24 protein-coding genes are annotated in these 24442 nt (G+C 71.9%); 17 read left to right on the plus strand and 7 right to left on the minus strand.

Features of this window, described 5'->3' with window-relative positions:
• Positions 1 to 241 precede the first annotated feature (241 nt).
• Positions 242 to 931, plus strand: a complete 690-nt coding sequence (locus tag AB0C46_RS18880) for a GntR family transcriptional regulator (protein ID WP_362828934.1) — start codon at positions 242 to 244, stop codon at positions 929 to 931.
• 373 nt (positions 932 to 1304) lie between these two features.
• Here AB0C46_RS18880 and AB0C46_RS18885 read toward each other — a convergent pair whose 3' ends face one another.
• On the minus strand, positions 1305 to 1586 hold the full coding sequence (locus AB0C46_RS18885) for an HPr family phosphocarrier protein (protein ID WP_362828935.1): 282 nt from the start codon (positions 1584 to 1586) through the stop codon (positions 1305 to 1307).
• A gap of 211 nt (positions 1587 to 1797) precedes the next feature.
• On the opposite strand from AB0C46_RS18885, the gene AB0C46_RS18890 reads away from it, so the two are divergent.
• The 4 genes from AB0C46_RS18890 to AB0C46_RS18905 all read left to right on the plus strand — a co-directional run bounded on the left by AB0C46_RS18890 (position 1798) and on the right by AB0C46_RS18905 (position 7340).
• A complete protein-coding gene (locus AB0C46_RS18890; protein ID WP_362828937.1) occupies positions 1798 to 4788 on the plus strand; it encodes a GNAT family N-acetyltransferase in 2991 nt (996 codons plus the stop codon).
• Between the two features lie 38 nt (positions 4789 to 4826).
• Entirely contained in the window at positions 4827 to 5417 is a 591-nt protein-coding gene (locus AB0C46_RS18895; RefSeq protein WP_006602644.1) for a DUF5998 family protein, read from the plus strand.
• Positions 5417 to 6607, plus strand: coding sequence for a nucleotide pyrophosphatase/phosphodiesterase family protein (locus AB0C46_RS18900; protein ID WP_362828939.1), 1191 nt, complete (start codon positions 5417 to 5419; stop codon positions 6605 to 6607). The genes AB0C46_RS18895 and AB0C46_RS18900 overlap by 1 nt, the downstream gene beginning before the upstream one ends.
• A 67-nt stretch (positions 6608 to 6674) precedes the next feature.
• Entirely contained in the window at positions 6675 to 7340 is a 666-nt protein-coding gene (locus AB0C46_RS18905; protein WP_362828940.1) for a thymidine kinase, read from the plus strand.
• Between the two features lie 134 nt (positions 7341 to 7474).
• Here AB0C46_RS18905 and AB0C46_RS18910 read toward each other — a convergent pair whose 3' ends face one another.
• A complete protein-coding gene (locus AB0C46_RS18910; RefSeq protein ID WP_362828941.1) occupies positions 7475 to 8260 on the minus strand; it encodes a VOC family protein in 786 nt (261 codons plus the stop codon).
• 250 nt (positions 8261 to 8510) lie between these two features.
• Here AB0C46_RS18910 and AB0C46_RS18915 point away from each other — a divergent pair, with 250 nt between their 5' ends.
• The gene (locus AB0C46_RS18915; protein ID WP_362828943.1) at positions 8511 to 9350 is read left to right on the plus strand and encodes a sulfurtransferase; all 840 of its coding nucleotides are present in this window, start codon (positions 8511 to 8513) and stop codon (positions 9348 to 9350) included.
• Positions 9351 to 9453: 103 nt separating this feature from the next.
• Here AB0C46_RS18915 and sepH read toward each other — a convergent pair whose 3' ends face one another.
• Complete coding sequence (gene sepH / locus AB0C46_RS18920) at positions 9454 to 10518, minus strand: septation protein SepH (RefSeq protein ID WP_362828945.1); 1065 nt, start codon at positions 10516 to 10518, stop codon at positions 9454 to 9456.
• Between the two features lie 496 nt (positions 10519 to 11014).
• Between sepH and AB0C46_RS18925 the strand changes: the two genes are divergently transcribed.
• Positions 11015 to 12217, plus strand: coding sequence for a hypothetical protein (locus tag AB0C46_RS18925; protein WP_362828947.1), 1203 nt, complete (start codon positions 11015 to 11017; stop codon positions 12215 to 12217).
• A 97-nt stretch (positions 12218 to 12314) separates the two neighbouring features.
• Here the strand turns inward: AB0C46_RS18925 and AB0C46_RS18930 are convergent, their stop codons facing one another.
• A complete protein-coding gene (locus tag AB0C46_RS18930) occupies positions 12315 to 13658 on the minus strand; it encodes a D-arabinono-1,4-lactone oxidase (RefSeq protein ID WP_362828948.1) in 1344 nt (447 codons plus the stop codon).
• Positions 13659 to 13897: 239 nt separating this feature from the next.
• Positions 13898 to 15166: an MFS transporter gene (locus tag AB0C46_RS18935; protein ID WP_362828949.1), complete on the minus strand. Its 1269-nt coding sequence runs from the start codon at positions 15164 to 15166 to the stop codon at positions 13898 to 13900.
• A 179-nt stretch (positions 15167 to 15345) separates the two neighbouring features.
• Between AB0C46_RS18935 and AB0C46_RS18940 the strand changes: the two genes are divergently transcribed.
• Positions 15346 to 16500, plus strand: a complete 1155-nt coding sequence (locus AB0C46_RS18940; protein ID WP_362828951.1) for a ferrochelatase — start codon at positions 15346 to 15348, stop codon at positions 16498 to 16500.
• 45 nt (positions 16501 to 16545) lie between these two features.
• Entirely contained in the window at positions 16546 to 17391 is an 846-nt protein-coding gene (locus AB0C46_RS18945; protein WP_362828952.1) for an inositol monophosphatase family protein, read from the plus strand.
• An 81-nt stretch (positions 17392 to 17472) separates the two neighbouring features.
• Here AB0C46_RS18945 and AB0C46_RS18950 read toward each other — a convergent pair whose 3' ends face one another.
• A complete protein-coding gene (locus AB0C46_RS18950) occupies positions 17473 to 17649 on the minus strand; it encodes a hypothetical protein (protein WP_362828953.1) in 177 nt (58 codons plus the stop codon).
• Between the two features lie 320 nt (positions 17650 to 17969).
• On the opposite strand from AB0C46_RS18950, the gene AB0C46_RS18955 reads away from it, so the two are divergent.
• The 4 genes from AB0C46_RS18955 (at position 17970) to AB0C46_RS18970 (ending at position 21599) form a co-directional block, all read left to right on the plus strand.
• On the plus strand, positions 17970 to 18623 hold the full coding sequence (locus AB0C46_RS18955; RefSeq protein WP_006602630.1) for a response regulator transcription factor: 654 nt from the start codon (positions 17970 to 17972) through the stop codon (positions 18621 to 18623).
• A gap of 6 nt (positions 18624 to 18629) precedes the next feature.
• Complete coding sequence (locus tag AB0C46_RS18960) at positions 18630 to 19892, plus strand: HAMP domain-containing sensor histidine kinase (RefSeq protein WP_362828954.1); 1263 nt, start codon at positions 18630 to 18632, stop codon at positions 19890 to 19892.
• Between the two features lie 526 nt (positions 19893 to 20418).
• Positions 20419 to 20721 (plus strand): DUF4193 domain-containing protein, encoded by a 303-nt coding sequence (locus tag AB0C46_RS18965; RefSeq protein ID WP_016575747.1) that lies wholly within the window; start codon positions 20419 to 20421, stop codon positions 20719 to 20721.
• 101 nt (positions 20722 to 20822) lie between these two features.
• On the plus strand, positions 20823 to 21599 hold the full coding sequence (locus tag AB0C46_RS18970; RefSeq protein WP_362828988.1) for a hypothetical protein: 777 nt from the start codon (positions 20823 to 20825) through the stop codon (positions 21597 to 21599).
• 21 nt (positions 21600 to 21620) lie between these two features.
• On the opposite strand, the gene AB0C46_RS18975 is transcribed toward AB0C46_RS18970, so the two are convergent.
• Positions 21621 to 22064, minus strand: coding sequence for a DUF3093 domain-containing protein (locus AB0C46_RS18975; RefSeq protein ID WP_362828955.1), 444 nt, complete (start codon positions 22062 to 22064; stop codon positions 21621 to 21623).
• Between the two features lie 58 nt (positions 22065 to 22122).
• Here AB0C46_RS18975 and AB0C46_RS18980 point away from each other — a divergent pair, with 58 nt between their 5' ends.
• The 4 genes from AB0C46_RS18980 (at position 22123) to kdpF (ending at position 24418) form a co-directional block, all read left to right on the plus strand.
• Positions 22123 to 22716 (plus strand): PaaI family thioesterase, encoded by a 594-nt coding sequence (locus tag AB0C46_RS18980; protein ID WP_262042856.1) that lies wholly within the window; start codon positions 22123 to 22125, stop codon positions 22714 to 22716.
• Complete coding sequence (dut, locus tag AB0C46_RS18985) at positions 22713 to 23234, plus strand: dUTP diphosphatase (protein ID WP_362828957.1); 522 nt, start codon at positions 22713 to 22715, stop codon at positions 23232 to 23234. The genes AB0C46_RS18980 and dut overlap by 4 nt, the downstream gene beginning before the upstream one ends.
• Before the next feature lies 1 nt (position 23235).
• Positions 23236 to 24003, plus strand: a complete 768-nt coding sequence (locus AB0C46_RS18990) for a DUF3710 domain-containing protein (protein WP_362828958.1) — start codon at positions 23236 to 23238, stop codon at positions 24001 to 24003.
• Positions 24004 to 24328: 325 nt separating this feature from the next.
• Positions 24329 to 24418, plus strand: coding sequence for a K(+)-transporting ATPase subunit F (gene kdpF / locus AB0C46_RS18995; RefSeq protein WP_046925563.1), 90 nt, complete (start codon positions 24329 to 24331; stop codon positions 24416 to 24418).
• Positions 24419 to 24442 lie beyond the last annotated feature (24 nt).

Raw genomic sequence — 24442 nt, forward strand, 5'->3', positions numbered from 1 at the left:
GCCCCGTACGGGGCCTGCGCCACACGCCGAGTCCTTCCGGAGCCCCGGCCCCACGGCCGGGGCTTCGGCGTATCCGGAGTGCGGGCGATACGCACCGGATACGCCGGTGGCCCGCGACTTCCGGCCAAAAAATATCCATGAATAACCCGAGGCCGTCGGAAAAGCCGTGCCGGTCGAATAGAGTCACGGAAAAGTCGCCGACCGGCGGCGTTTCCAGGGGATTACGGCGGAGGCACGGAAGATGCGAGGCCATATTTCCGCGCATGCGGTGTGCACGGCGATTCGCGACGACATTGTCTCCGGCGCACTGGCGCCGGGGAGCCGGCTGATCGAGGAGATCCTGGCGGCCCGTTACGGCGTCTCCCGGGTGCCGGTCCGTGAAGCGCTGCGCACCCTGCAGTCCGAGGGCTTCGTCACCACCCGCCACCACGCGGGCGCCTGTGTCGCCGAGCCCACCGAGCAGGAGGCCGCCGATCTCCTCGACATCCGCGCCCTGTTGGAGCCGCTGGGCGCCGCCCGCGCGGCCGCCCGCCGCAGCCCGGCCCACCTGAAGGTGCTCCGCGGCCTGGTGCGGCTCGGCCGCGAGCGGGCCCGTCACGGCAATCCCGCAGATCTGCGCCAACTGGACGGCTGGTTCCACGAAACACTCGCTCAGGCAGTCGGCAGCCCCAGTCTGACGGCGCTGCTGACCCAGCTGCGGCGCAAGATCGAGTGGATGTACACGGTGGAACTGCCGCCCCGGGCCGGTGAGTCCTGGGACGAACACGGCGCGGTGCTGGACGCGGTGGCCCGGGGGGACGCCGAACGGGCGCGCGCCCTGATGGCAACTCATGTCGAGCGCTCGCTTCCGGTCTACCGGCTGCGGCTCCCCGCCAATGCCGAGGTGAGGGATCCGAAACGGCCCGTCAACACGGCACGCCTCCGCCCTTAACAATCGCCCCGTATACAAAGAAGTGCGGAATAGGCTGCCGCGGCGCATGGTCGCGCGCTATTCGGTCCGCGTCTGAATTGGCGTGCCTGCCTGATTTTTACCGCACCAGGTGCGGTTAATGGTGTGCGCTTTTCCTTACGGATCCCCGATGGCGGTCCCAGGAAATTCCGCGTCCCCGTCCCGCATAATGCACACCGGCGTATCCGGCGTATCCGGCGTGCGGCGTATCCGGCGTGCCCGCCGCGCAGGCCGTCGGGCATGGCGGACGAGCGCCCCGGCGTCCCGGATGCCGGCCCAGCGAAACGGCCCCGCCGTGAAAACCGGTCCGGTTGCCACGGCGGGGCCGCCGCATACAGCAGAGGTCCTGGCGGACTCAGACGGTCTCGGGGAGCTCCTCGAGACCCTCGGCGACGAGCTTGGCCAGACGGTCGAGGGCTGCCTCGGCGCCCTCGGCCTCGGAGGCCAGCACGATCTCCTCGCCGCCCTGGGCGCCCAGACCGAGGACCGCGAGCATGGAGGCCGCGTTGACGGGGTTGCCATCAGCCTTGGCGATTGTCATCGGGACGCCGGAGGCGGTGGCCGCACGGACGAAGATCGACGCGGGGCGGGCGTGCAGGCCCTCGGCCCAACCGACATTGACGCGGCGCTCTGCCATGGTGTTGCCCTTCAAAGTCGTGACAGTTGTCTAGACCAGTCTCTCACGCTGCCGGGTGTGGTCCGCCAGTCCTTCGTACTGGCCTGTGCGGCCGTGGGGCCCAGGGGGAGGCCCGGCAAGGCCCATACGTCCTACGGCGTCCCAGCCTGCCCCGCATCCCGAGCGTACGCGCGCCGGGTCGGTTGTCGGTGGCCGGTCGTACGCTGTCCGCATGCAGACGCCGCCGGAGCACGCGTACCCGACCCACTGGGAAGCAGACGTGGTGCTGCGCGACGGCGGCACGGCGCGGATCCGCCCCATCACCCCCGATGACGCCGAGCGGTTGGTCTCCTTCTACGAGCAGGTCTCGGACGAGTCGAAGTACTACCGCTTCTTCGCGCCCTACCCGCGGCTGTCCGACCGCGATGTGCACCGTTTCACCCACCACGACTACATCGACCGGGTCGGCCTCGCCGCCACGATCGGCGGCGAGTTCATCGCCACCGTCCGCTACGACCGGATCAACGACCAGGGACTGCCCGCCAAGAACCCCGAGGACGACCAGGCCGAGGTCGCCTTCCTCGTCCAGGACGCCCACCAGGGCCGCGGAGTCGCCTCCGCCCTCCTGGAGCACATCGCGGCCGTCGCCCGTGAACGGGGCATCCGCCGGTTCGCCGCCGAGGTGCTCCCCGCGAACTCCAAGATGATCAAGGTGTTCACGGACGCCGGCTACACCCACAAGCGCACCTTCGAGGATGGCGTGGTCCGTCTCGAGTTCGATCTGGAGCCGACCGAGCAGTCCATGGCCGTGATGCGCGGCCGTGAGCAGCGCGCCGAGGCCCGCTCCGTACAGCGGCTGCTCGCGCCGGGCTCGGTCGCCGTCATCGGCACCGGCCGGGCCCCCGGCGGCGTCGGCCGTACCGCCCTGCGCAGCCTCCTCGACTCCGGCTTCACGGGCCGGGTGCACGCCGTCAACCACGCCTTCCCCGCGGACCTGCGGCGGCTGGACCCCGAAGGCGTACCGGCCGTCCGCACCCTGCGGGAGATCACCGACCCGGTCGACCTCGCCGTCATCGCCGTCCCCGCGGACCGCGTCCCCGACGTGATCCGCGACTGCGGCGAACACGGCGTCCAGGGCGTGCTGGTCCTGTCCTCCGGCTACGCCGAGGCGGGCCCGGACGGCCGGGAGCGGCAGCGCGCCCTGCTCCGCCAGGCCCGCTCGTACGGCATGCGGCTGATCGGGCCCAACGCCTTCGGGCTGATCAACACCGCTCCCGGTGTCCGGCTGAACGCCTCCCTCGCCCCGCAGATGCCCGGTGCCGGCCACATCGGGCTGTTCACCCAGTCCGGAGCCATCGGCATCGCCCTGCTCAGCGGACTGCATGCGCGCGGCCCCGGTGACGGCGGTATCGCCGGTATCTCCGCCTTCGTCTCGGCCGGCAACCGCGCCGATGTCTCCGGCAACGACCTGCTCCAGTACTGGTACGAGGACCCGGACACCGATGTTGTGATCCTCTATCTGGAGTCCATCGGCAACCCCCGCAAGTTCGCCCGGCTCGCCCGCCGCACCGCTGCCGTCAAACCGGTGGTGGTCGCCAAGGGGGCCCGGCACAACGGCACCGCCCCGCCCGGCCATGCCGTGCCCACCGTCCGGGTCCCCGACAGCACCGTCGCCGCCCTGATGCGCCAGGCCGGCGTGATCCGCGTCGACACGGTCACCGAGCTGATCGACGCCGGGCTGCTGCTGGCCTCCCAGCCGCTGCCGGACGGCCCGCGGATCGCCATCCTGGGCAACTCCGAGTCGCTGGCGCTGCTGGCGTACGACGCCTGCCTGACCGAGGGGCTGCGCCCGCAGCGCCCCCGTGTACTGGCCTCCGCCGCGACACCGGACGACTTCCGGGCCGCGCTCGCCGAGGCGCTGTCCGCCGAGGGCTGCGATGCCGTGGTCGTCACGGCCATCCCCTGGGTGGGGGAGGGGGCCGCCGTCTCCCCGGGCGGGAGCGAGGGCGCCGCGCTCGCCGACGCCCTGCGCGCCGCCGCGGCCGCCCACCCGGAGAAGCCGGTCACGGTCGTCCACCTCGCGATGGACGACCTGGCACAGACGCTCGCGGCATCGGCACAGCCGGCCGGGTCCGCAGCTCCCGCCGGGGAGGAGCCGGCCCGCCCCGAGCCGGCGGCCCGCCCCGTGGACCCGGCACCGCCGCCCCCGGTCCCGCCCGCCCCGTCCCGCTCCCCGCGCCCCCCGGTCCCCACCGGCCCACCGCCCACCCTCACCGCACGTCAGGCGCCCCCGGCCCGTGACGCCGAGGCCGACACCCCGCGCCGGCCCCGCCGTGAGCCCCTCCGCATCCCCGCCTACCCCGCCGCCGAGCGCGCCGTCCGCTCGCTCGCCGAGGCCGTCCGCTACGCCGCCTGGCGCCGGGAGGCCGCCGACCCGGGCCGGGTGCCGGAGTACGACGACATCCAGGAGGCCGCGGCCGGCGCCGACATCGAGCGCCTCCTGGACCGGCTCACCCCCGACGTCCCCACCGGCAGCTCCGTCCCGGTGCCGCCCCAGGACGCCGAGGCCCTGCTCGCCCGTTACGGCATCCACACGCACCCCGTCCTCCCGGCCCCCGACCCGGACACCGCCGTCCGCGCCGCCGCCCGCCTCGGCTACCCGGTGGCCCTCAAGACCACCGCACCCCATCTGCGCCACCGCCCCGACCTCGGCGGCGTACGCCTGGACATCGCCGGCGAGGCCGAACTCCGCCGTACCTACACCGAAGTGACCGACTTCCTCGGCTCCCCGGAGGAGCTGCGCCCGGTCGTCCAGTCGATGGTGCCGCGCGGCGTGGACACCGTCGTCCGGGCCGCCATCGACCCCGCCGCCGGCGCCGTCCTCTCCTTCGGCCTGGCCGGGGCGCCCTCCCAGCTGCTCGGCGATATCGCCCACCGCCTCATCCCCGCCACCGACCGCGAGGTCGCCGAGCAGATCCGCTCGATCCGCGCCGCCCCGCTGCTGTTCGGCTGGCGCGGCTCCCAGCCCGTGGACACCGCCGCCCTGGCGGAGGTGCTGCTGCGCGTCTCCCGGCTCGTCGACGACCACCCCGAGGTCGTGGGTGTGGACCTCGAACCGGTCGTCGTCGCCGCCCAGGGCCTCTCCGTCCTGGGCGCCACCGTCCGGCTGGCCCGGCCGCCCGCCACGACTGACCTCGGCCCCCGCCGGCTGCCCGTCTACTGAGGCTCTCGCGGCCCGGTACGCCCCGTAAGATGGGCTCCATGGCTAAGACCGGTACGACGACCCAGGGGCTGCGCGCGGCGATCGAGCGCAGTGGCTATTACCCGACGCTCGTGGCCGAGGCGGTGCAGGCCGCGGTCGGCGGGGAGCCCGTGGTGTCGTACCTCGTCCATCAAGAGACGACCTTCGACGCCAACGAGGTCCGCCGCCATGTCACGGTCCTGGTCCTGACCGGCACCCGTTTCATCGTCAGCCATACCGACGAGCAGGCCGCCGACGCCACCTCCCCGTCGCCGTACGCCACGACTTCCACCGAGTCCGTCAAGCTGGGCCGGATCTCCTCCGTGGTGCTCAGCCGCGTGGTCGCCAACCCGGAGTCGTACACCCCGGGCCAGCTGCCCCGCGAGGTCGTACTGACCATCGGCTGGGGCGCGGTCGCCCGCCTGGACCTGGAGCCCGCCGCCTGCGGCGACCCCAACTGCGAGGCGGACCACGGCTACACGGGCTCCTCCACCGCCGACGACCTCTCGCTGCGGGTCAGCGAGGCCGGGGACGGACCGGACTCGGTGCGCGAGACGCTCACCTTCGCCCAGGCACTCTCCGAGGCCACCGCGGCCACCACCACCCGCTGATGGTCCACACCGCCCCCGCCTGGCCGGAACCCGAACCGCTCGACCCGCTCAGCGCCCCGGTGCCCCGATACGGCACCGCCTCGCTCGCCGATCTGCTGCCCACCATCGCCGCCGGGCTGGGCATACCCGGCCTCGCCGGTGCGATGGAGCTGGCCCCCGCCGACCGGGCCTGTGTCTTCCTGATCGACGGCCTCGGCTGGGAGCTGCTGCGTGCCCACCCGGAGGAGGCACCGTTCCTCACCTCGCTCCTGGGTACGTCATTCAACGGCAGCGGCCGTCCGCTCACCGCGGGCTTCCCGTCCACCACCGCCACCTCCCTCGCCTCGGTCGGCACCGGACTGCCGCCGGGCGCCCACGGTCTGCCCGGCTACACCTGCGAGGACCCGGCGACCGGCGCCCTGATGAACCAGCTGCGCTGGTCTCCCTGGACCGACCCCTACGTCTGGCAGCCGTATCCGACGGTCTTCCAGCTCGCGGACAACGCCGGCATCCACACCTGCCAGGTCTCCGCACCGAACTTCCAGCACACTCCGCTCACCAAGGTCGCGCTCAGCGGCGGCACCTTCCACGGCCGGCTCTCCGGCGAGGAGCGGATGGACCTCGCCGCCGAGCAGCTCGCCGCCGGCGACCGGTCGCTGGTCTACACGTACTACTCCGAAGTCGACGGCAAGGGACACCGCTACGGCGTCAACTCCGATGCCTGGCGCGGCCAGCTGATGTACGTCGACCGGCTCGCACAGCGGCTGGCCGAGCAGCTTCCGCCGCGCAGCGCCCTCTACATCACCGCCGACCACGGCATGATCGACATCCCGTTCGACCCCGAGTCCCGGATCGACTTCGACGAGGACTGGGAACTTCGCGCCGGCGTACGCCTGTTGGGCGGCGAGGGCCGGGCCCGGCATGTGTACGCCCACCCGGGCGCGGCCGCCGATGTGCTCGCCGTATGGCGCGAGGTGGTCGGTGAGCAGATGTGGGTGGCAAGCCGTGAAGAGGCCATCGCCGCCGGGTGGTTCGGACCGCAGATCGACGACCGGGTGCGTGCCCGGATCGGCGATGTCGTCGCGGCCGCCCATGCCGATATGGTGATCATCGCGACGGAACGGGAGCCCCGGGAGTCGGAGATGGTCGGGATGCACGGCTCCATGACCCCGGTGGAGCAGCTGGTGCCGCTCCTGGAAGTCCGCACCTGACCCGTACGGTCGCCCGCCCGCACGTCGCCCCGCCCTCCTCACGAGCCCGAAAGGCCCGCAACTTCCCATGCCCGAGCTGGTGTTCTTCTCCGGAACGATGGACTGTGGCAAGTCGACGCTGGCTCTGCAGATCGAGCACAACCGCTCTTCCCGCGGACTACAGGGAATGATCTACAGCCGCAATGACCGGGCCGGTCAGGGCAAGCTCTCCTCCCGCCTCGGTCTGGTCACCGAGGCCGTCGAGGCGGCCGACGGCATGGACTTCTACGCGCATGTCGTCGGCCATCTCTCCTCCGGCGGCCGGGTCGACTACGTCATCGCCGACGAGGCACAGTTCCTCGCCCCCGAACAGATCGACCAGCTCGCCCGGGTCGTCGACGACCTCGAACTGGACGTCTTCGCCTTCGGTATCACCACCGACTTCCGCAGCAAGCTCTTCCCCGGGTCCCAGCGCCTGGTCGAACTGGCCGACCGGGTGGAGGTGCTGCAGGTCGAGGCGCTGTGCTGGTGCGGCGCCCGCGCCACGCACAATGCCCGTACGGTCGGCAACCGGATGGTCGTCGAGGGCGCTCAGGTCGTGGTCGGCGATGTCGTCGGTGACGTGGACGGCCCCCCGGCCGAGGTCGGCTACGAGGTCCTGTGCCGACGTCACCACCGCCGCCGCCAGACCTCGGCGACCGCCCGCGCGGCCGCGCTCTCCCCGGACGTACTGCCGGTCGACAGCATGCGGTAGGAGCCGCGGACGGGCCGAGGCGGCGACCGGCGGTCCCGATGACCGGCGCGGCGCCGACCACGCCCACAGGCCCCTCCACACGGTCGTGGGACGGTCCGCGCCGGACGGTGGACTCGGCCCGGTGTGACCGGCGTTCAGCGTCGCTGGATGATCGTGAAGACGGCGCCCTCGCTGTCGGCGACGGTCGCCAGCCTGCCGTGCGCGGAGTCCCGGGCGCCGTCCTGTACGCGCCCGCCCAGCTCGATGACCCGGCGGGCGGCCGCGTCCGTATTGGAGACGGCGAAGTACGTCATCCAGTGGGAGCCCCGGTCACGTGGCAGGGCGCTGCCCACACCGTGGATGCCGGCCACCGGGTGGTCCTTGAGATGCAGCGTCAGATAGTCGAAGTCGGCGTCGTCGTCCGAGGCCTGGAGTTCCGCCTCGAAACCGAAGACATGCTCGTAGAACGGCCCGACGGACCCGGTGTCCCGGGTGACCAGCTCGTTCCACACGGCGGTGCCCGGCTCCCCGGTGAACGCGGTGCCCATCATCGACCTGCCCTGCCAGACGCCGAAGATCGCTCCTTGCGGGTCGGATGCGATCGCCATCCGCCCCGTGTCGTCCTCGGCGTCCAGCGGCCCGACGCCCACCGTCCCACCGCAGGAACGGATCTGCTCGGCGGTCACATCCGCGTCATCGCTGGCCAGATACGTGGTCCAGGAGACCGGGAGATGGCGGTCGGGTGCCAGCTCACCGACCCCGGCGACTTCCCGGCCGTCGAGGAAGGCCCGGGCGTACGGACCGAAGTGCTGCGGCCCCGGGCGGAACTCCCAGCCGAACAGCGCGCCGTAGAACTCCTGCGTCGCGGGCAGGCTGTGGGCCAGGAGGCTCACCCAGCAGGGCGCGCCGGGCATCCGCCGGGTCGCTGCCTCGGTCGTCATTGTCACTCTCTCCTCGGAGCGTCGGGTGCTGACCATGTGCGGTACGGGCGCGGGTCCCGTCCAGATGCTCGCACCCGGTGACCTGGTGTGCGCCCCGGCCGCGCCGTCGATGGCACGTTCGCGAGGGAGAATGCCCGTTTTGACGTTCCCCCATCCGTTTCGGCGGTGATACGGCAGGGTGTAACTGCGCCATACGGAGGGTGGGCACCCACCTTCTGTACGTAGTCGTCGCTACGCAAGGATGAGTCCCATGAACGCCATCATCACCGCTACCGAACTCGCGAGCGAGTTGGCACGGCCCACCCCGCCGGTGCTCCTGGACGTCCGCTATCAGCTCGGCGGGCCGCCCGGCCGCCCCGAGTACGCGGCTGGCCACGTACCCGGCGCGGTCTATGTCGATCTCGACAGCGAGCTCGCCTCGCGCCCCGGTCCGGCCGGCCGTCATCCGCTCCCCGACGTCGATGTCTTCGCCGGGGCCATGCGGGCCGCGGGCGTCCGCGCGGACCGTCCTGTGGTCGTCTACGACGGCGCCCAGGGCTGGGCGGCCGCCCGCGCCTGGTGGCTGCTGCGCTGGACCGGCCACCCCGATGTGCGGGTGCTGGACGGCGGTCTCGCCGCCTGGCAGGCGTCCGGCGGCGCCCTGAGCATCGAGCAACCGGCGCCGCCGGCCGGTGACTTCACGCCCCTGCCCGGCGCGCTGCCGCTGCTCACGGCGGATGACGCGGCCGCCCTGGCCCGCCGCGGCGTCCTGCTGGACGCCCGGGCCGCCGAGCGCTACCGGGGCGAGGTCGAGCCCATCGACCGGGTCGCCGGCCATATCCCGGGCGCCGTGTCCGCACCGACGACCGAGAACGTCGTCGAGGGGGACACCGTCTTCCGTGACGCCGCTGACCTGGCCAAGCGGTTCGCGTCGATGGGTGCCACCACGGACGTGGAGGTCGGTGTCTACTGCGGTTCCGGGGTCTCCGCCGCCCATCAGGTGCTGGCCCTCGCGGTCGCGGGCATCCCCGCCGCGCTGTACGTCGGCTCCTGGAGCGAGTGGTCGGCCGACCCGTCCCGTCCGATCGCCACCGGCCCGCAGCCCGGCTGAGCCCCCGCCGGGCCCTGTGACGAGGCCTCGTACGACGCCGTCCGCCCGCCCCGGGAAGCCGGGGCGGGCGGACGGCGTTACGCGCTGGGGGCAGGCGGCCCCGTTACTCCGGCTTCTTGCGCCGGGTGCCGAAGACGATCTCGTCCCAACTGGGCACCGCGGCACGGCGCCCGGGCCGTACCCCGTCCGCCTCGGCCTGCCGGTCCGTCGTCCCGGTCAGCCGGTCACGATGCCCGGCCACCGCGCGCGGCATCAGCACATCGGCGTACGCGGAACCCGCGCCCGCGCTCGCCGCCGGGGCGGGCGGCTCCTCGACCTCGGCCTCGGACTCCTCGTCACTCTGCGGCGACTTGGCGCTCTCCGGTACGACCATGTCGCCACGGAAGCTCGGTACCGCCTCCAGCAGGCTGGTCAGCGAATCCCGCTCCCGCTCACCCGTGGCCTCCTCCGCGACCCGCGGCTCGTCGTCCTCACCGCCGGACTGCGCCGCGCGCTCGCTGCGCTCGGGCGACTGCCGGTCCAGGGCGCGGTCCAGCGGCCGGTCGCGCGGCAGCCGCGCGATCCGCGGTACGAACGGGAAGCTCGGCTCGGGAGTGTCGTCGCTCTCGCCGATCAGTGCCCGCGCCTCGTCGTCCACGGCCTGGACGAGCCGCCGCGGCGGGTCGTAGGTCCAGCTCGCCGAGTGCGGTTCGGTCGCGACGCGGTAGACCAGCAGCACCTCCCAGGTGCCGTCGTCCCGGCGCCAGGAGTCCCACTGGACGCTCTCCTTGTCGGCCCCGCGCAGCAGCAGCCGCTCCGCGACCGCCTCACCGAGCTGCGGGCCGGTGTTCTCACCGGGGCGTCGCACGGGCGTTTTACGAGCCCGCTCGGCCATGAAGGCGCGCTCGGCGAGCACCGGGCCCTCGAAGCGCCGCACCCGGTCGACGGGGATACCGGCGAGCTGGGCGACTTCTTCGGCGGAGGCACCGGCTCTTATACGTGCCTGGATGTCCCGTGGACGCAGATGGCTCTCGACCTCGATCTCGATCTGGCCGAGACGCGCGCGGTCGTTGCGGACGGCGGCGCGCAGCCGTTCGTCGATCGGAAGCGTGTACTCGGTGCTGTCCGCAGCTTTGAGCACCAGCCGTGTGCCGTCGTTGGAGACGGCCACGACACGCAGTTCGGGCATGGGGACCTCCCGGGTGGTGCCTGCCGACGTCACGTGCGTCGCTGCTTCCGCTAGTCGAGTGTGGCCTGCCCGGGTGCAGCCTGCCACAACATTGCCGAGTTGCCCGGCGTGTCGGGGCTTGGCCCTGAAACGCCGTTATGACACGGTTACCTGTTCGCCACGCTCAGTGACCGTGTCGCTTGCCCTGTCGCCGTGCACCCGTGTTGAGCGGCGGCGCCCCGGGTGAGTGCCGCCTTCAGGGCCCCTCCCGCGGGTTCCGGGCAGCCGGACGGGAACCGGGGCCAGGGCTCGCCACAGTACTCCATTTGGACCACTTAGGTGGACCGCCGCGCCGCCGAACTTCTGGGTGGGCAAGGGTGTTCGGTCGCCTTGTCGACCTCTCTACCTGGCGCTCAGGTGGCGAGTTTCACAGATTCCCCAAAATCGGAACTAATGGCTCCGCCGAATGGTCACTTCTCCATGCAAGATGGATCGAAGGGGCTATCAAAGGTAGGAGATGGACGAAGAAACCGAAACCGACACGAAGAAGAAGGAGAAGCGGATAGACCTGAGCATCGCTCAGGTTGCCGGCAGCGCGCTCGCTGCGGCCGTCGCCGCGTACCTCGCGGGCCGGCTCGGCGTCTACGGAACCATCATCGGCGCGGGTCTGGTCAGTGTCGTGGCCACGACCGGCGGCTCGATATTCCACCACCTGTTCCGGCGCACCGGCGAACAGATCAAGGAGGCGACGGTCACCACGCGACCGAAGCCGCGCCGCTTCTCCTCCACCCGCAGTCGATCCACCGCACCGCACGCTCGGCAGGCCGGTTCCACGATGGTGCTGGCGACCTTCGACAGGCAGGGCACGGAGGACCAAGTCACCTCCGTCGCCGCCAGGACACCCGGGCGCGACACGGCCCGTACCCAGCTGATCCCGCGGGCCGAGCAGGCCCGCCGCCGTGATCCGGCGGGTGCCCACCCGGCTCCGCAGTCCGACGACGCGACGCGGATGCTGCGCGCCGCCGGCCAGGGCGCGATCGGCGCCCCGCGCACGGCGGACAGCGCGGGCAGCGGGCGGCCCGCCGACCGGACGCAACTGGTGCCGCGCCTCGACGGGCGGACCATGGCGCCGGCCCCGGCGCCCGCCGACCCGGCGGGCCGGCCCGCGCGCCACCCGGCCGGCCCGCCCGAGGAGCTCGGCACCACGACGTACGGCACCCGGCTGCGCGGCTGGAAGCGGCCGGCGCTCGGTGCGCTCGCGGTCTTTGCGCTCGCCATGGGGGTGGTCACCGGCACCGAGCTGGTCACCGGGCAGACGCCGAGCGGCGAGAAGGGCACCACGCTGAGCAACATCACCCATACCGGGGGTGGGAGCCGGCAGCAGCCCGGTTCGCCGCAGTCGCCCGATCCCGGTTCCCCGGAGCACGGCAAGCGCCACGGCAACAGCGGTGAGCCGAACCCGGACCCGGGCACGTCGGAGGACCCCGGCACGGGCAAGGGAACGGACGGCGACTCCCCGTCGCCGGCCCCGAGCCCGTCCGACGGCGACAAGACGTCGCCGGACCCCGGTACGCCCTCGTCCCCGAACCCGTCCCCGAGCGATGCCACCGGCGACGGTGGCACCGGCAACGGCGACGGCTCGACCGGCGGCGAGGACCAGGGGGACCAGCAGCACCAGCAGGAGTCCGACGGACAGGCCCCGGCCCCCGACGCCTCCTGACCCCGGCGGACCGTCCGAAGGAACGGACCCGCCCGGTGGAGCCGCGACGGCCGTGCCCCGGTGCCCCTGATGGGCTCCGCGGCACGGCCGTCGTCGGTCAGTCCCCCAGGACCCGCCGCAGATACGGGTTGGTGAACCGGCGCTCCGGGTCCAGCCGGTCGCGTACCGCGGTGAACTCACCGAACCGCGGATAGGCGTCGGCGAGATGGGCGGCGTCGCGGGTGTGCAGCTTCCCCCAGTGCGGACGCCCGTCGTGCGCCGTCATGATCCGCTCGGCGGCCGCGAAATACGCCTGGTGCGGCGTGCCGCGGTACATGTGCACGGCGAGGTACACGGTGTCCCGGCCCGAAGCGGTGGACAGCGGAATGTCGTCGGCCGGCGCGGTGCGCACCTCCACCGGGAAGCTGACCTTGAAGCCGGAGCGCTCCACCAGGGCCTTCAGCTCACCCAGCGCCGCGACCGCGGCCGCGCGGGGCAGCGCGTACTCCATCTCCAGGAACCGCACCCGCCGCGGCGAGGTGAACACCTTGTACGGGATGTCGGTGTACGTACGGGCCGACAGCGCGCGGCTGGAGATCCTGGCGATGCCCGGTATCGCGGCCGGCACCGCCCGGCCGACACTGCAGGCGAGCTGGAAGACCCCGTTGGACAGCAGCTCGTCCTCGATCCAGCCGCTGACCTTCCCGGGGGGCGCCGCCGGGCCCTGGCTGCGGTTGTTGCGCTTGGTGTTGCAGCTGCCGGTGTGCGGGAACCAGTAGAACTCGAAGTGCTCGTTCTCGGCGGCCAGCTCGTCGAACCGCTCCGTCACCTCGTCGAAGGGCATCGGCTCCTCGCGGGCGGTCAGCAGGAACTCCGGCTCCACGGCGAAGGTGAGCTCGCTGATCACGCCCAGCGCGCCCAGGCCCAGCCGCGCCGCGGTGAAGACCTCCGGGTTCTCCCCGGCGGAACAGGTCAGGACCGAGCCGTCGGCGGTGACCAGTTCGAGGGCGGTGATCTGGGCGGCGATCGATGCCGAGTCGCGGCCCGTCCCATGGGTGCCGGTACCGGCCGCCCCGGAGACGGTCTGCTCCATGACGTCGCCCATGTTGGTCAGCGACAGCCCGTGCGCGGCCAGCGTCTCGTTGAGGTGCTTGAGCGGCGTACCGGCCGCCACCGTCACCGTCCCGGCCTCGCGGTCGACCGTACGGATCCCGGTCAGCCGCTCGGGGCGGATCAGCAGTCCGTCGGTGACGGCGGCCGGGGTGAAGGAGTGGCCGGTGCCGGTTGCCTTGACCGTCAGTCCGTCCGCGGCGGCGGCGCGGATCGCGGCCGCCAGCTCCCCGGTGCTCGCCGGGGCCACGCTCCGGGCGGGGCGGGCGGTGACATTGCCCGCCCAGTTGCGCCAGGGCCCGGTGGCCGGACCCCGCCCTCCCGAGCCGCCGACGGCGTTGCTGACTGCCATGGTGACGTCCCCTCCCTCCGCACGGGCCGGCCGCGGGCGGCCGCCGTTGGTGTGAGCGCATGATGTCAGTCACCGACGCGACATCCAGGAGGGGTGACGGGAATCACATGAGCGGGGAACCGGCCGGAACCGACCTGCTCCCGGACATCTCGTACCGCCGGTAACACGCAAGCGGGCGGCCCCCGTTCACGCCGCGCGCCGAACCGGCCCGTTGCGACCCGAGCTCCGCCGGACCGGCCCTACGCGACGCTCTCCTCGCCCTGCCGCTCCGTGTCGCCCTGGCCGGGCAGCCCGCCTGCCGCGGCCGGGCCCGCCAGCGCGGGGGCGGGCTGCGGACGGAGCCTGCGGTAGCCGGAGAACGCCACCAGCGCGGCGAGCAGACCGGCCGCCCCCGGCACCAGATAGCCCCGGGTGGCCCCCGCGGCGTCCACCACCCAGCCGGCCGCCGACGACCCCAGCGCGACGCCCACCGCCAGGCCGGTGCTGGTCCAGGTCATGCCCTCGGTCAGCTTCGACCGCGGGACATGCTCCTCGATCAGCGCCATCGTGGTCACCATCGTCGGGGCAATGGACAGCCCCGCGACGAACAGCGCGACGGCCAGCAGCGGCAGCGAACCCACCAGCTGCAGCGGCACCATGCTCACCGCCATCGCACCGACCCCCACCAGCCACCGCCGGGACGGATGCCCCTTGAGGTGCAGCAGCCCGAAGACGGCACCGGCCAGACACGAGCCGAGCGCATAGACCGCCAGCACCAGGCTGGCCGCGGCCTTGTGCCCGACCTCCTCGGCGAACGCCACGGTCACCACGTCGATCGCCCCGAAGATCGCGCCGGTCGCCACGAACGTCACCACCAGCACCTGCAGCCCCCGTGAGCGCAGCGCCGACCCCTTGGCGTGCTGCTCCCGCGGGTGCGGCACCGGCTCCGTCGCACGCTGCGCCGTCAGCCAGAAGACCCCGACGGCCAGAAAACCGGCGGCCAGCAGCGGACCGGCTTCCGGGAACCACGCGGTGGACAGGCCGATGGACAGGATCGGCCCGAAGATGAAGCACGTCTCGTCGACGATCGACTCCCACGAGTACGCGGTGTGCAGCGCGCGCGGGGAGCCCCGGTAGATCTCCGCCCAGCGCGCCCGGATCATCGAGCCGACGCTCGGCACACACCCCACACAGGCCGCGAAGACGAACAGGGCCCAGTCCGCCCAGCGCTGTTGCGCGCTCAGCAGCAGACCGGCGACCGCGGCGATCGACACCAGGGTGGCCGGGCGCAGCACCCGGCGCTGGCCGTGCCGGTCCACCAGCCGGGAGATCTGCGGGCCCATGACCGCGGCGGACAGCGCGAGGGTCGCGGACAGCGCGCCCGCCAGGCCGTAGCGGCCGGTCAGCTGGGAGACCATCGTGACGATCCCGATGCCCATCATCGACAGGGGCATCCGGCCCAGCAGTCCGGCGGCGGAGAACGACTTGGTGCCGGGGCGGCCGAAAATGGCGCGGTAGGGACTGGGCAACGGGAGTGCTCCGCCGGTGAGGACCGAAGATCGGTAAGGGATGTCTGTGGCCGATACAGCTTACGGCCGGTGTGCCGTCGGCCGCCTCCGGTTTTCCGGCGGTGCCCCCCGGCCCGGCGGCCCGGTCCGCGCCGGGGCCTGCCCGCCGCCCCCTCGGGAAGGGTGGCAGGATCGATGGCATGCCCGAACAGCGCGATCCCAGCCCCTATGACGCCCTGCTGCTCCTGTCGTTCGGCGGCCCCGAAGGCCCCGATGACGTCGTCCCGTTCCTGGAGAACGTCACCCGTGGCCGCGGCATCCCCCGTGAGCGCCTCAAGGAGGTGGGGCAGCACTACTTCCTGTTCGGTGGCGTCAGCCCCATCAACGCCCAGAACCGGGAGCTGCTGGACGCGCTGCGCAGCGACTTCGCCGCACACGGCCTGGACCTGCCCGTCTACTGGGGCAACCGCAACTGGGCGCCTTACCTGACCGACACCTTGCGCACCATGGTTCAGGACGGCCACCGCCGGATCGCCGTCCTGGCGACCAGCGCCTACGCCTCGTACTCGGGCTGCCGGCAGTACCGCGAGAACCTCGCCGACGCGCTGGCCACCCTGCAGGACGAAGGCCTGCCGGTGCCGCAGGTCGACAAATTGCGGCACTACTTCAACCACCCCGGCTTCGTCCGCCCCATGGTCGACGGGGTGCTGGCATCCCTCGCCGAACTGCCCCAGGACGTGCGGGACGGCGCCCATCTCGCCTTCACCACGCACTCCATCCCCACCGCCGCCGCCGACACCTCCGGCACCCCCGGCGACCACACCCGGGGCGGCGAGGGTGGGGCCTATGCCGCCCAGCACCTGGACGTGGCCCGGACGATCGCGGACGCCGTCCGCGCGGAGACCGGTGTGGACCACCCCTGGCAGCTGGTCTACCAGTCCCGCAGCGGTGCACCGCACATCCCCTGGCTGGAGCCGGACATCTGCGACCACCTGGAAGAGCGGCACGCCGCGGGCGTCCCGGCCGTCGTCATGGCCCCCATCGGGTTCGTCTCGGACCACATGGAGGTCAAGTACGACCTCGACACCGAGGCCACCGCCAAGGCCGCCGAATTGGGACTGCCGGTCGCCAGGTCGGCCACCGTGGGCGCCGACCCCCGGTTCGCCGCGGCCGTCCGCGACCTCCTCCTGGAGCGCGCGGCCACCGAACGGGGCGGCACCCCGGAGCGCTGCGCCCTGGGCGCCCTCGCCGCGAGCCACGACCTGTGCCCGGTCGGCTGCTGCCCCGCGCGCGCACCGCGCCCGGCCGCGGCCGGCGCCGACTGGCGGGGCCCGGTCGCCGAGGCCCCCGTGTAAGCCCGTACGCCCGCCCGACCACCGCTCGTCCGAGCAAGGAGCATCGTGCCCGATCCGCTGCACCCCGACGTCCCGCAGTCCGACCCGGCGCAGACCGAAGCGCTGTACGACGAACTTCTCGAACTGGCCCTGGAGGCCGCCCGCCGTGCGGGGACGCTGCTGCGCGACGGCCGGCCCGCCGACCTCGGTGTGGCCGCCACCAAATCCAGCCCCATCGACGTCGTCACCGAGATGGACATCGCCTCCGAGAAGCTGATCACCGGCTTCATCGCGGAGCGCCGCCCCGACGACGGCTTCCTGGGGGAGGAGGGTGCCAGTACCGAGGGCACCAGCGGCATCCGCTGGGTCATCGACCCCGTCGACGGCACCGTCAACTACCTCTACGGGCTGCCGTCCTGGTCCGTGTCCATCGCGGCGGAGAAGGACGGCGAGGTGGTCGTCGGGGTCGTCGCCGCCCCGATGCGCGGGGAGACCTACCAGGCCGTCCTGGGCCGTGGCGCGTTCAACAACGGCGAGCGCATTCGTCACCGGCCCGCCCCGCCGCTCTCCCAGGCGCTGCTCGGCACCGGCTTCTCCTACCTCGCCGAGCGCCGGGCTGCGCAGGCCGAGGTGCTGCGCACGCTTCTGCCGCAGGTCCGCGACATCCGGCGCGGCGGCTCGGCCGCGATCGACCTGTGCGACGTGGCCTGCGGCCGGCTCGACGCCTACTACGAGCGCGGCCTGAACCCCTGGGACCTGGCGGCCGGCGCCCTGATCGCCCGCGAGGCCGGTGCGCTCACCGGTGGCCGCCCCGGCCGGGCGGTCTCCCTGGAGCTGACCCTCGCCGCGTCCCCTGACCTCTTCGCACAGCTCCAGCCGCTGCTGGACGAGCTCGGCGCCTGGCACGACTGACCGGACCCCGTCCGGGCACGACAGCGCCCCGGCACCATCCCCTGGATGCCGGGGCGCTGTCGTTCGTGCACTGCGCAGCGGTCAGGCGTTGCTGACCGCTCCAAAGCGCACGCCGTGCTCGGTCGCCAGTCGCTGCAGGTCCTCGAGCTCTGCCTGCTCGACCTCGGCGAGGAAGTCATCGCCCGCAGCGCGGGCCCGGTCCAGATCGGCTTCGGTGTTCTGTATGCGCTGCAAAATGCCTGCGGTGAACGCGTCCATGTGCGCCCCCTCGTCGTGGGTCGGTGGGCACGGGGGTGTGCCGACGGGTGGGTCGATCACGGCGTGGTCCCTGCGATGGATCAGTCCATGGCGAGTAGCCGAAGAAACAGGGCGTGATCGCGGGTGTGCAGTCGTCCTCCCCACCCGCCACCTCAGGGAAACCTCAACCCGCCCAGGAATCCTGCCCGTCGGGCCTCGGCCCCGCCCTCCACCCACCCCGCACCCCTCTTACCGCCGGTTTACGGCTCTTCGGGGCAGGATGGAAGAGCTTTCAGACAAGTTTTGCCTGCCCGCAAGGGCCCTGAGGAAGGACTAGCGACGTGCGTGTTCTCGTCGTCGAGGACGAGCAGCTGCTCGCCGATGCGGTGGCCACCGGACTACGCCGGGAGGCCATGGCGGTCGACGTGGTCTACGACGGCGCTGCCGCTCTGGAACGGATCGCGGTCAACGACTATGACGTCGTGGTGCTCGACCGTGACCTCCCGGTCGTCCACGGCGACGACGTCTGCCGCAAGATCGTCGAGCTGGGGATGCCCACCCGTGTCCTGATGCTCACCGCCTCCGGTGACGTCAGCGACCGCGTGGAGGGCCTGGAGATCGGTGCGGACGACTACCTTCCCAAGCCGTTCGCCTTCACCGAGCTGACCGCCCGGGTGCGCGCCCTGGGGCGCCGTACGACCGTCGCGCTGCCGCCCGTCCTGGAGCGGGCCGGCATCAAGCTCGACCCCAACCGCCGCGAGGTCTTCCGCGACGGCAAGGAGGTCCAGCTCGCACCGAAGGAGTTCGCGGTGCTGGAGGTCCTGATGCGCAGCGAGGGCACGGTCGTCTCGGCCGAGCAGCTCCTGGAGAAGGCCTGGGACGAGAACACCGACCCGTTCACCAACGTCGTACGGGTCACGGTCATGACCCTGCGGCGCAAGCTCGGCGAGCCCGCGGTGATCGTCACCGTCCCCGGCTCGGGATACCGGATCTGACCGGCGATGCCCTCCCTGCCTTCGTTCTCCAAGACGGCCGGCCCGCCGCCGTCCGCTCCGCCCAAGCCCACGTGGGACCCCCGGCCGGTCAATGTCCGGCCCTTCCCGTGGCTGCGCCCCACGATCCGGATACGGCTGACGCTGCTGTACGGCGGCATGTTCCTGATGGCCGGCATCGTGCTGCTGACGATCATCTACATGCTGGCCGCGGACGCGCTGCACGACGGCAGTGCGCTGCCGCTGAAGATCCTCGGCGGGAAGTTCCAGTCGACCAGTGACATCTGCGACCTGCCCACCGAGACGTCCGGGCAGCTGCTCCAGGAAGCCGTCAACAGCTGTCTGCAGCATCAGCGGGCGGTGGCGCTCAACAGCCTCCTGAACCGTTCCTTGCTGGCGCTGCTGGGGCTGACGGTGGTGGCGTTCGCGTTCGGTTATGCGATGGCGGGGCGGGTGTTGTCGCCGTTGGGGCGGATCACGCGGACGGCGCAGCGGGTGGCGGGTTCGGATCTGCATCGCCGGATCGAGCTGGGTGGTCCGGATGATGAGCTCAAGGAGCTGGCGGACACGTTCGATCAGATGCTGGACCGGTTGGACCGGGCGTTCGAGTCGCAGCGGCGGTTCGTGGCGAATGCGTCGCATGAGTTGCGGACGCCGTTGGCGATCAATCGGACGTTGCTGGAGGTGCAGCTGGCTGATCCGGGGGCGTCGCCGGAGCTGGCGCAGCTGGGCAAGACGTTGCTGGCGACGAATGAGCGCAGTGAGCAGCTGGTGGAGGGGTTGTTGTTGCTGGCGCGCAGTGAGAACAGGGTGGTGGACAAGAAGCCGGTTGATCTGTCGGAGGTGGCGGCGCAGGCGGTGGATCAGTCGCGGGAGGAGGCGCATGCCAAGGGGGTGGAGCTGCGGGGGGTCCGCCGGCAGGTGCTGGTGCAGGGCAATGGTGTGCTGCTGGAGCGGATCGCGCTGAATCTGGTGCAGAACGCGGTGCGCTACAACGTGGCGGAGGGGGGTTGGGTGGAGGTGGTCACCGAGCCGCAGCCGGGGTGTGCGGTGCTGGTGGTCGCCAATACGGGGCCGGTGGTGCCGGCCTATGAGGTGGAGAACCTCTTCGAGCCCTTCCGGCGGCTGCGCACCGAGCGCACCGGCAGCGACAAGGGCGTCGGTCTGGGCCTGTCCATCGTGCGGTCGGTGGTGCGCGCCCACGACGGCACCATCACCGCCCGGCCCCGCGAGGGCGGCGGACTGGTCATGAGGGTCGTCCTGCCGCTCTGACGCAGGCCAGAGGGCGGTTGTACGCCCGCTGGAGCCCCTGTGCGCCCCCGTGGGCAGTCGTCGGACATCTGTGCGTACGATCGCTCGTCTCGCGGCCGTACGCCGCCTCGCCTCCTGGTTTGACGAGGAGGGGGGTCGGCGTGGATCCTTCGCCAAGTTCGCTTTGCGCGGAATTGGACCGGTCCGCCCGCCGGTCTTCGCGTGTGTGATCCCTCACAGGCGCGAAATTCCGGCCATCTACCCTCCGTGATCAAAATGCCCGTCGGAATGCCTGGGAAGTCCGGGTTTCCGGGGGGTCAGATCACGGGAAGTACAGGTGATGGGCTGCGCGAGGTGCGACATTCGGACCGTGTACGGTCCTGATCGCCATCCAAACCGATCACCTCTTCAGGGGTGCGGTTGGGTGTCGATTGAGTAACAGACCTTGATGTGAGGCAAAATCTCCGCCTCAGGTCGGGCACAAGTCCGGCCTCTCACGCGTTACGAGCGCTGAGACACCGCAGACACCCAGAGGGGGAGAGCGAAAATGGCTACGGATTACGACACCCCACGCAAGACCGACGACGACCTCAACGAGGACAGCATTGAAGAGCTGAAGTCGCGGCGGAACGACAAGTCCGCCTCGGCCGTCGACGTCGACGAGTTCGAGCAGGCCGAGGGCCTGGAGCTGCCAGGCGCGGACCTGTCCAACGAAGAGCTCGCCGTGCGCGTGCTGCCCAAGCAGCAGGACGAGTTCACGTGCATGAGCTGCTTCCTGGTCCACCACCGCAGCCAGCTGGCCGCGGAGGACAAGAACGGCAACCCGATCTGCCGCGACTGCGCGGCCTGAGAACGGTCTACGCCGTGGCAGGCGTGAACCCGTTCCGTAAGGGACCCAAGGGCGCCGAAGGCCCGGCGGCCGGCGCACGATCACGCGAAGAAACCGCGCCCGTGCCCGCCGACCCGACCGCCCTCCCCGCGGAGCGGACGACCGATGCACCACAGGAGCGAGGCCGCACGGCCTCGCTCGCGGCCATGATCGGCCGCGGTGCCGGAAAGGGCGGCGGCCGGGTGCGGGCAGGGCTCGCCGTGATCGCCGACCGGATCATCGATCTCGCCCCGCGGATCCCGGTCCGTGACCTCGCCACCCTGCGCGCCCAGTTCCCCGGACTGACCCCCGAGGACCTGGCCGACAAGCTCGTCGCGGGCGCCTGCAAGGGCACCGCCACTGTCGGAGCGGGCATCGGCGCGGCAGCGATGCTGCCCGTACCGCCCGCCATGCCGGCCGAGCTGGCCGCCGAGGTCACCGGCGTCGCCTCGGTCGAGATCAAACTGATCGCCGAGCTCCACGAGGTCTACGGCCTGAGGCCCGCGGGGAATTTCCGGCAGCGGGGGATGGCCTATCTGACGTCCTGGACGGAGGAGCGGGGCGTCGAGGTCACGAAACCGGCCTCGCTGAACATCGCCCTCGGTGTGCAGATGAGGCGCGAACTGCGCCAGCAGATCATGAAGCGCACGCTGCGCAACCTCCCCAATCTCATCCCGTTCATGATCGGCGCCTCCGTCGGCGCGTTCATGAACCGCAGGGACACCCGGAAACTCGCGGAAAAAGTCCGTAAGGACCTGCGCACGAAGCAGGTCCCCTGGGACGCCCTCCCCGACTCCGCCCCGGCCGCTCTCACGGACGGTGCGGGGACCGGAACGCCCCTGCCCCCGGCCGACGGCTGAAGCAGACCCCGCAGGCCGCCGTCAGGCGCGTGCGGCCACCAGCGCGGCCACCAGACGCTCCGGCTCCCGCGTCGAGAGATAGGCGTACGGCGTCGGGTCCTGCGGGTCCGTGATCTCGACCCGCACCGCGGTGCGGATGTAGCTGCGCAGCAGCATGAATGCACGGGCATCGGCCTTGTGCGTACGCCACGCCAGCGCCTCGTCCGCGTCCAGCATCCGTGCCTCGCCCAGCGCCGTCGCCGGGATCTTCGCGTCGCCGGCGATCAGCGCACCGCCCACCACCCGGATCCGCGCCGAGCCGTACGTGCTCACCGCCACCGCGGACAGCGCCGCCCCGCCGATCAGACCGCCGAGCATCGGAAGCGTCCCCAGGGGGAGCAGCATCAAGGCGCAGGCGACGCCGATCAGCGCGGCGATCACCCACCAGGAGCGGGGCGCGGTGAGGCGTTCTTCGTACGACTGCATGGCTCCAGCTTGGCACGGCGGCGCGGGCCCCTTACGCGCGCGGGTAGGGTCTGCACTCGTGAGTGGAACTGACGAACCCAGGGCACGGCTGACGCCACCGACGGACGCCGTCGCTCCGGTCCGGCATGCCGAGGCGCCGGCACCCGGAGAACTCCTCGGCGCGCACTACGACCGGTGCTTCGGCTGCGGCACGGGCCAGCCCCACGGTCTGCACCTGGAGGCTCGGGCCGGCGACGGCGTGAGCGTGTCCGCCGAGTTCACCGTCAAGGAGGCCCACCAGGGTGCGCCCGGTCTGGCACACGGCGGAGTGCTGGCCACCGCGCTGGACGAGACGCTCGGTTCGCTGAACTGGCTGCTGCGGGTGATCGCGGTGACCGGCCGGCTGGAGACCGACTTCGTACGGCCGGTGCCGCTGGGCACCGTGCTGCACCTGGACGCGCGGGTCACCGCCGTACACGGCAGGAAGATCTACTCGACGGCCGTGGGGCGCATAGGCGGCCCGGACGGCCCGGTCGCGGTGCGCGCCGAGGCCGTCTTCATCGAGGTGAAGGTCGACCACTTCATCGACAACGGCAGGACCGAGGAGATCCAGGCGGCGATGGCCGACCCGGACCAGGTCAAACGAGCGCGTGCCTTCGAGGTGAACCCGTGAGTCAGGTACGGAATCCGGTGGATGTGCTGCTGCGCCGGCTGGACCCGGACGTGCCCGTTCCGTCGTACGGGCATCCCGGCGACGCGGGCGTGGATCTGGTGACCACCGAGGCCGCCGAGCTGGCACCGGGGGAGCGCGCCGTGCTGCCCACCGGGGTCTCGATCGCGCTGCCCGACGGCTACGCGGCCTTTGTGCACCCACGGTCCGGGCTGGCCGCGCGCTGCGGACTGGCGCTGGTGAATGCTCCCGGGACGGTGGATGCCGGGTACCGTGGAGAGATCAAGGTGATCGTGGTCAATCTGGACCCGCGCGAGCGCGTGCGGTTCGAAAGATTCGACCGGATCGCCCAACTGGTCGTCCAGCAGGTCGAGAAGGTGCGCTTCCACGAGGTGGCGGAACTTCCCGGCTCGGCGCGGGCCGAGGGGGGATTCGGTTCCACCGGCGGTCATGCGGCGGTGGGCGGCTCCACGGGCGGGAATGAATACGCATCGGTCGGTGCCGACCGGGAAGGACAGTGACGTGTTCGGACGTCGCAAGAAGAACGAGGCTCCTGAAGAGTCGGCCAAGGACACCACGCTCGCCGACGAGCGAGCGGTGAGCGACGCCGACGAGGACGAGGCGGCGCAGCAGCGGCTCAGTCTTCCGCCCGCGCCGCGTCCCGACGGTCCCTGGGACTCGTCGGAGGTCTCCGAGCCCGGCGAGGGCCGGGTGGACCTCGGCGGGCTGTTCGTGCCGGGTGTCGAGGGCATGGAACTTCGGGTGGAGGTCGCCGGTGACGCCATCGTCGCCGCGACCGTGGTGCTGCAGGACAGCGCCGTACAGCTGCAGGCTTTCGCCGCCCCCAAGAACGAGGGGATCTGGGGCGAGGTCCGCGAGGAGATCGCCGCCGGTATCACCCAGCAGGGCGGGGTCATCGACGAGGTCGAGGGCCCGCTGGGCTGGGAGCTGCGCGCCCAGGTACCCGTACAGCTGCCGGACGGCACGAACGGTGTGCAGGTCGTGCGCTTCATCGGGGTCGACGGCCCCCGGTGGTTCCTGCGGGGTGTGATCTCCGGCCAGGGCGCGGTGCAGCCGCAGGCCGCGGGCGTGCTGGAGCACATCTTCCGGGACACCGTCATCATCCGCGGCGAGGGCCCGATGGCCCCCCGCGACCCGATCGTCCTGAAGCTGCCGGACGACGCCCAGATGGTGCCGGACGGTGTGCAGCAGGACCAGGTCGAGCAGTCGCGCTTCGGCGGCGGCGTGGAGCGTCTGGAGCGTGGACCGGAGATCACCGAGATCCGCTGACCACACCCGGCGGCCGGGCGGCGCGAAGGCGCCCGGCGACGGCCGGATCGTGACGGTCACCAGGGCCCGTACTCCCCGATGGGGGGTGCGGGCCCCTCCGTTTGTGCAGGTCAGGTCGGGATGCGTAAGAAAGCCGTCAACGGAGCGCTAATGGCCGTAAGGGAGGCGTCAACGGCGGTCGCGCGGGCCGGGAAGGGCGCTTTGCTCTAGGGGTCCTGTCCGCCCCATCCATCTAGGAGCACACGATGGCCGACGTGGCCTTCGTCGTCGTCACGATCGCGGTCTTCGCGCTGGTGGCTCTCGTCGCCAAGGGGGTGGCGAAGCTGTGACCGTCGAAAACATCGTCGGCCTGATCGTGGCCGTCGCCCTGCTCGGCTATCTGGTCCTCGCCCTCGTCTTCCCGGAGAGGTTCTGAGGTGTCGACTGCTGCTGCCGCAGC

It is taken from the genome of Streptomyces sp. NPDC048637, from assembly GCF_040650675.1.
GTDB lineage: Bacteria > Actinomycetota > Actinomycetes > Streptomycetales > Streptomycetaceae > Streptomyces.

Coding starts and splice junctions, on each gene's coding strand:
- AB0C46_RS18880 (WP_362828934.1), top strand. CDS start 242: ATGCGAGGCCATATTTCCGCGCATGCGGTGTGCACGGCGATTCGCGAC.
- AB0C46_RS18885 (WP_362828935.1), bottom strand. CDS start 1,586: ATGGCAGAGCGCCGCGTCAATGTCGGTTGGGCCGAGGGCCTGCACGCC.
- AB0C46_RS18890 (WP_362828937.1), top strand. CDS start 1,798: ATGCAGACGCCGCCGGAGCACGCGTACCCGACCCACTGGGAAGCAGAC.
- AB0C46_RS18895 (WP_006602644.1), top strand. CDS start 4,827: ATGGCTAAGACCGGTACGACGACCCAGGGGCTGCGCGCGGCGATCGAG.
- AB0C46_RS18900 (WP_362828939.1), top strand. CDS start 5,417: ATGGTCCACACCGCCCCCGCCTGGCCGGAACCCGAACCGCTCGACCCG.
- AB0C46_RS18905 (WP_362828940.1), top strand. CDS start 6,675: ATGCCCGAGCTGGTGTTCTTCTCCGGAACGATGGACTGTGGCAAGTCG.
- AB0C46_RS18910 (WP_362828941.1), bottom strand. CDS start 8,260: ATGACGACCGAGGCAGCGACCCGGCGGATGCCCGGCGCGCCCTGCTGG.
- AB0C46_RS18915 (WP_362828943.1), top strand. CDS start 8,511: ATGAACGCCATCATCACCGCTACCGAACTCGCGAGCGAGTTGGCACGG.
- sepH (WP_362828945.1), bottom strand. CDS start 10,518: ATGCCCGAACTGCGTGTCGTGGCCGTCTCCAACGACGGCACACGGCTG.
- AB0C46_RS18925 (WP_362828947.1), top strand. CDS start 11,015: ATGGACGAAGAAACCGAAACCGACACGAAGAAGAAGGAGAAGCGGATA.
- AB0C46_RS18930 (WP_362828948.1), bottom strand. CDS start 13,658: ATGGCAGTCAGCAACGCCGTCGGCGGCTCGGGAGGGCGGGGTCCGGCC.
- AB0C46_RS18940 (WP_362828951.1), top strand. CDS start 15,346: ATGCCCGAACAGCGCGATCCCAGCCCCTATGACGCCCTGCTGCTCCTG.
- AB0C46_RS18950 (WP_362828953.1), bottom strand. CDS start 17,649: ATGGACGCGTTCACCGCAGGCATTTTGCAGCGCATACAGAACACCGAA.
- AB0C46_RS18960 (WP_362828954.1), top strand. CDS start 18,630: ATGCCCTCCCTGCCTTCGTTCTCCAAGACGGCCGGCCCGCCGCCGTCC.
- AB0C46_RS18965 (WP_016575747.1), top strand. CDS start 20,419: ATGGCTACGGATTACGACACCCCACGCAAGACCGACGACGACCTCAAC.
- AB0C46_RS18975 (WP_362828955.1), bottom strand. CDS start 22,064: ATGCAGTCGTACGAAGAACGCCTCACCGCGCCCCGCTCCTGGTGGGTG.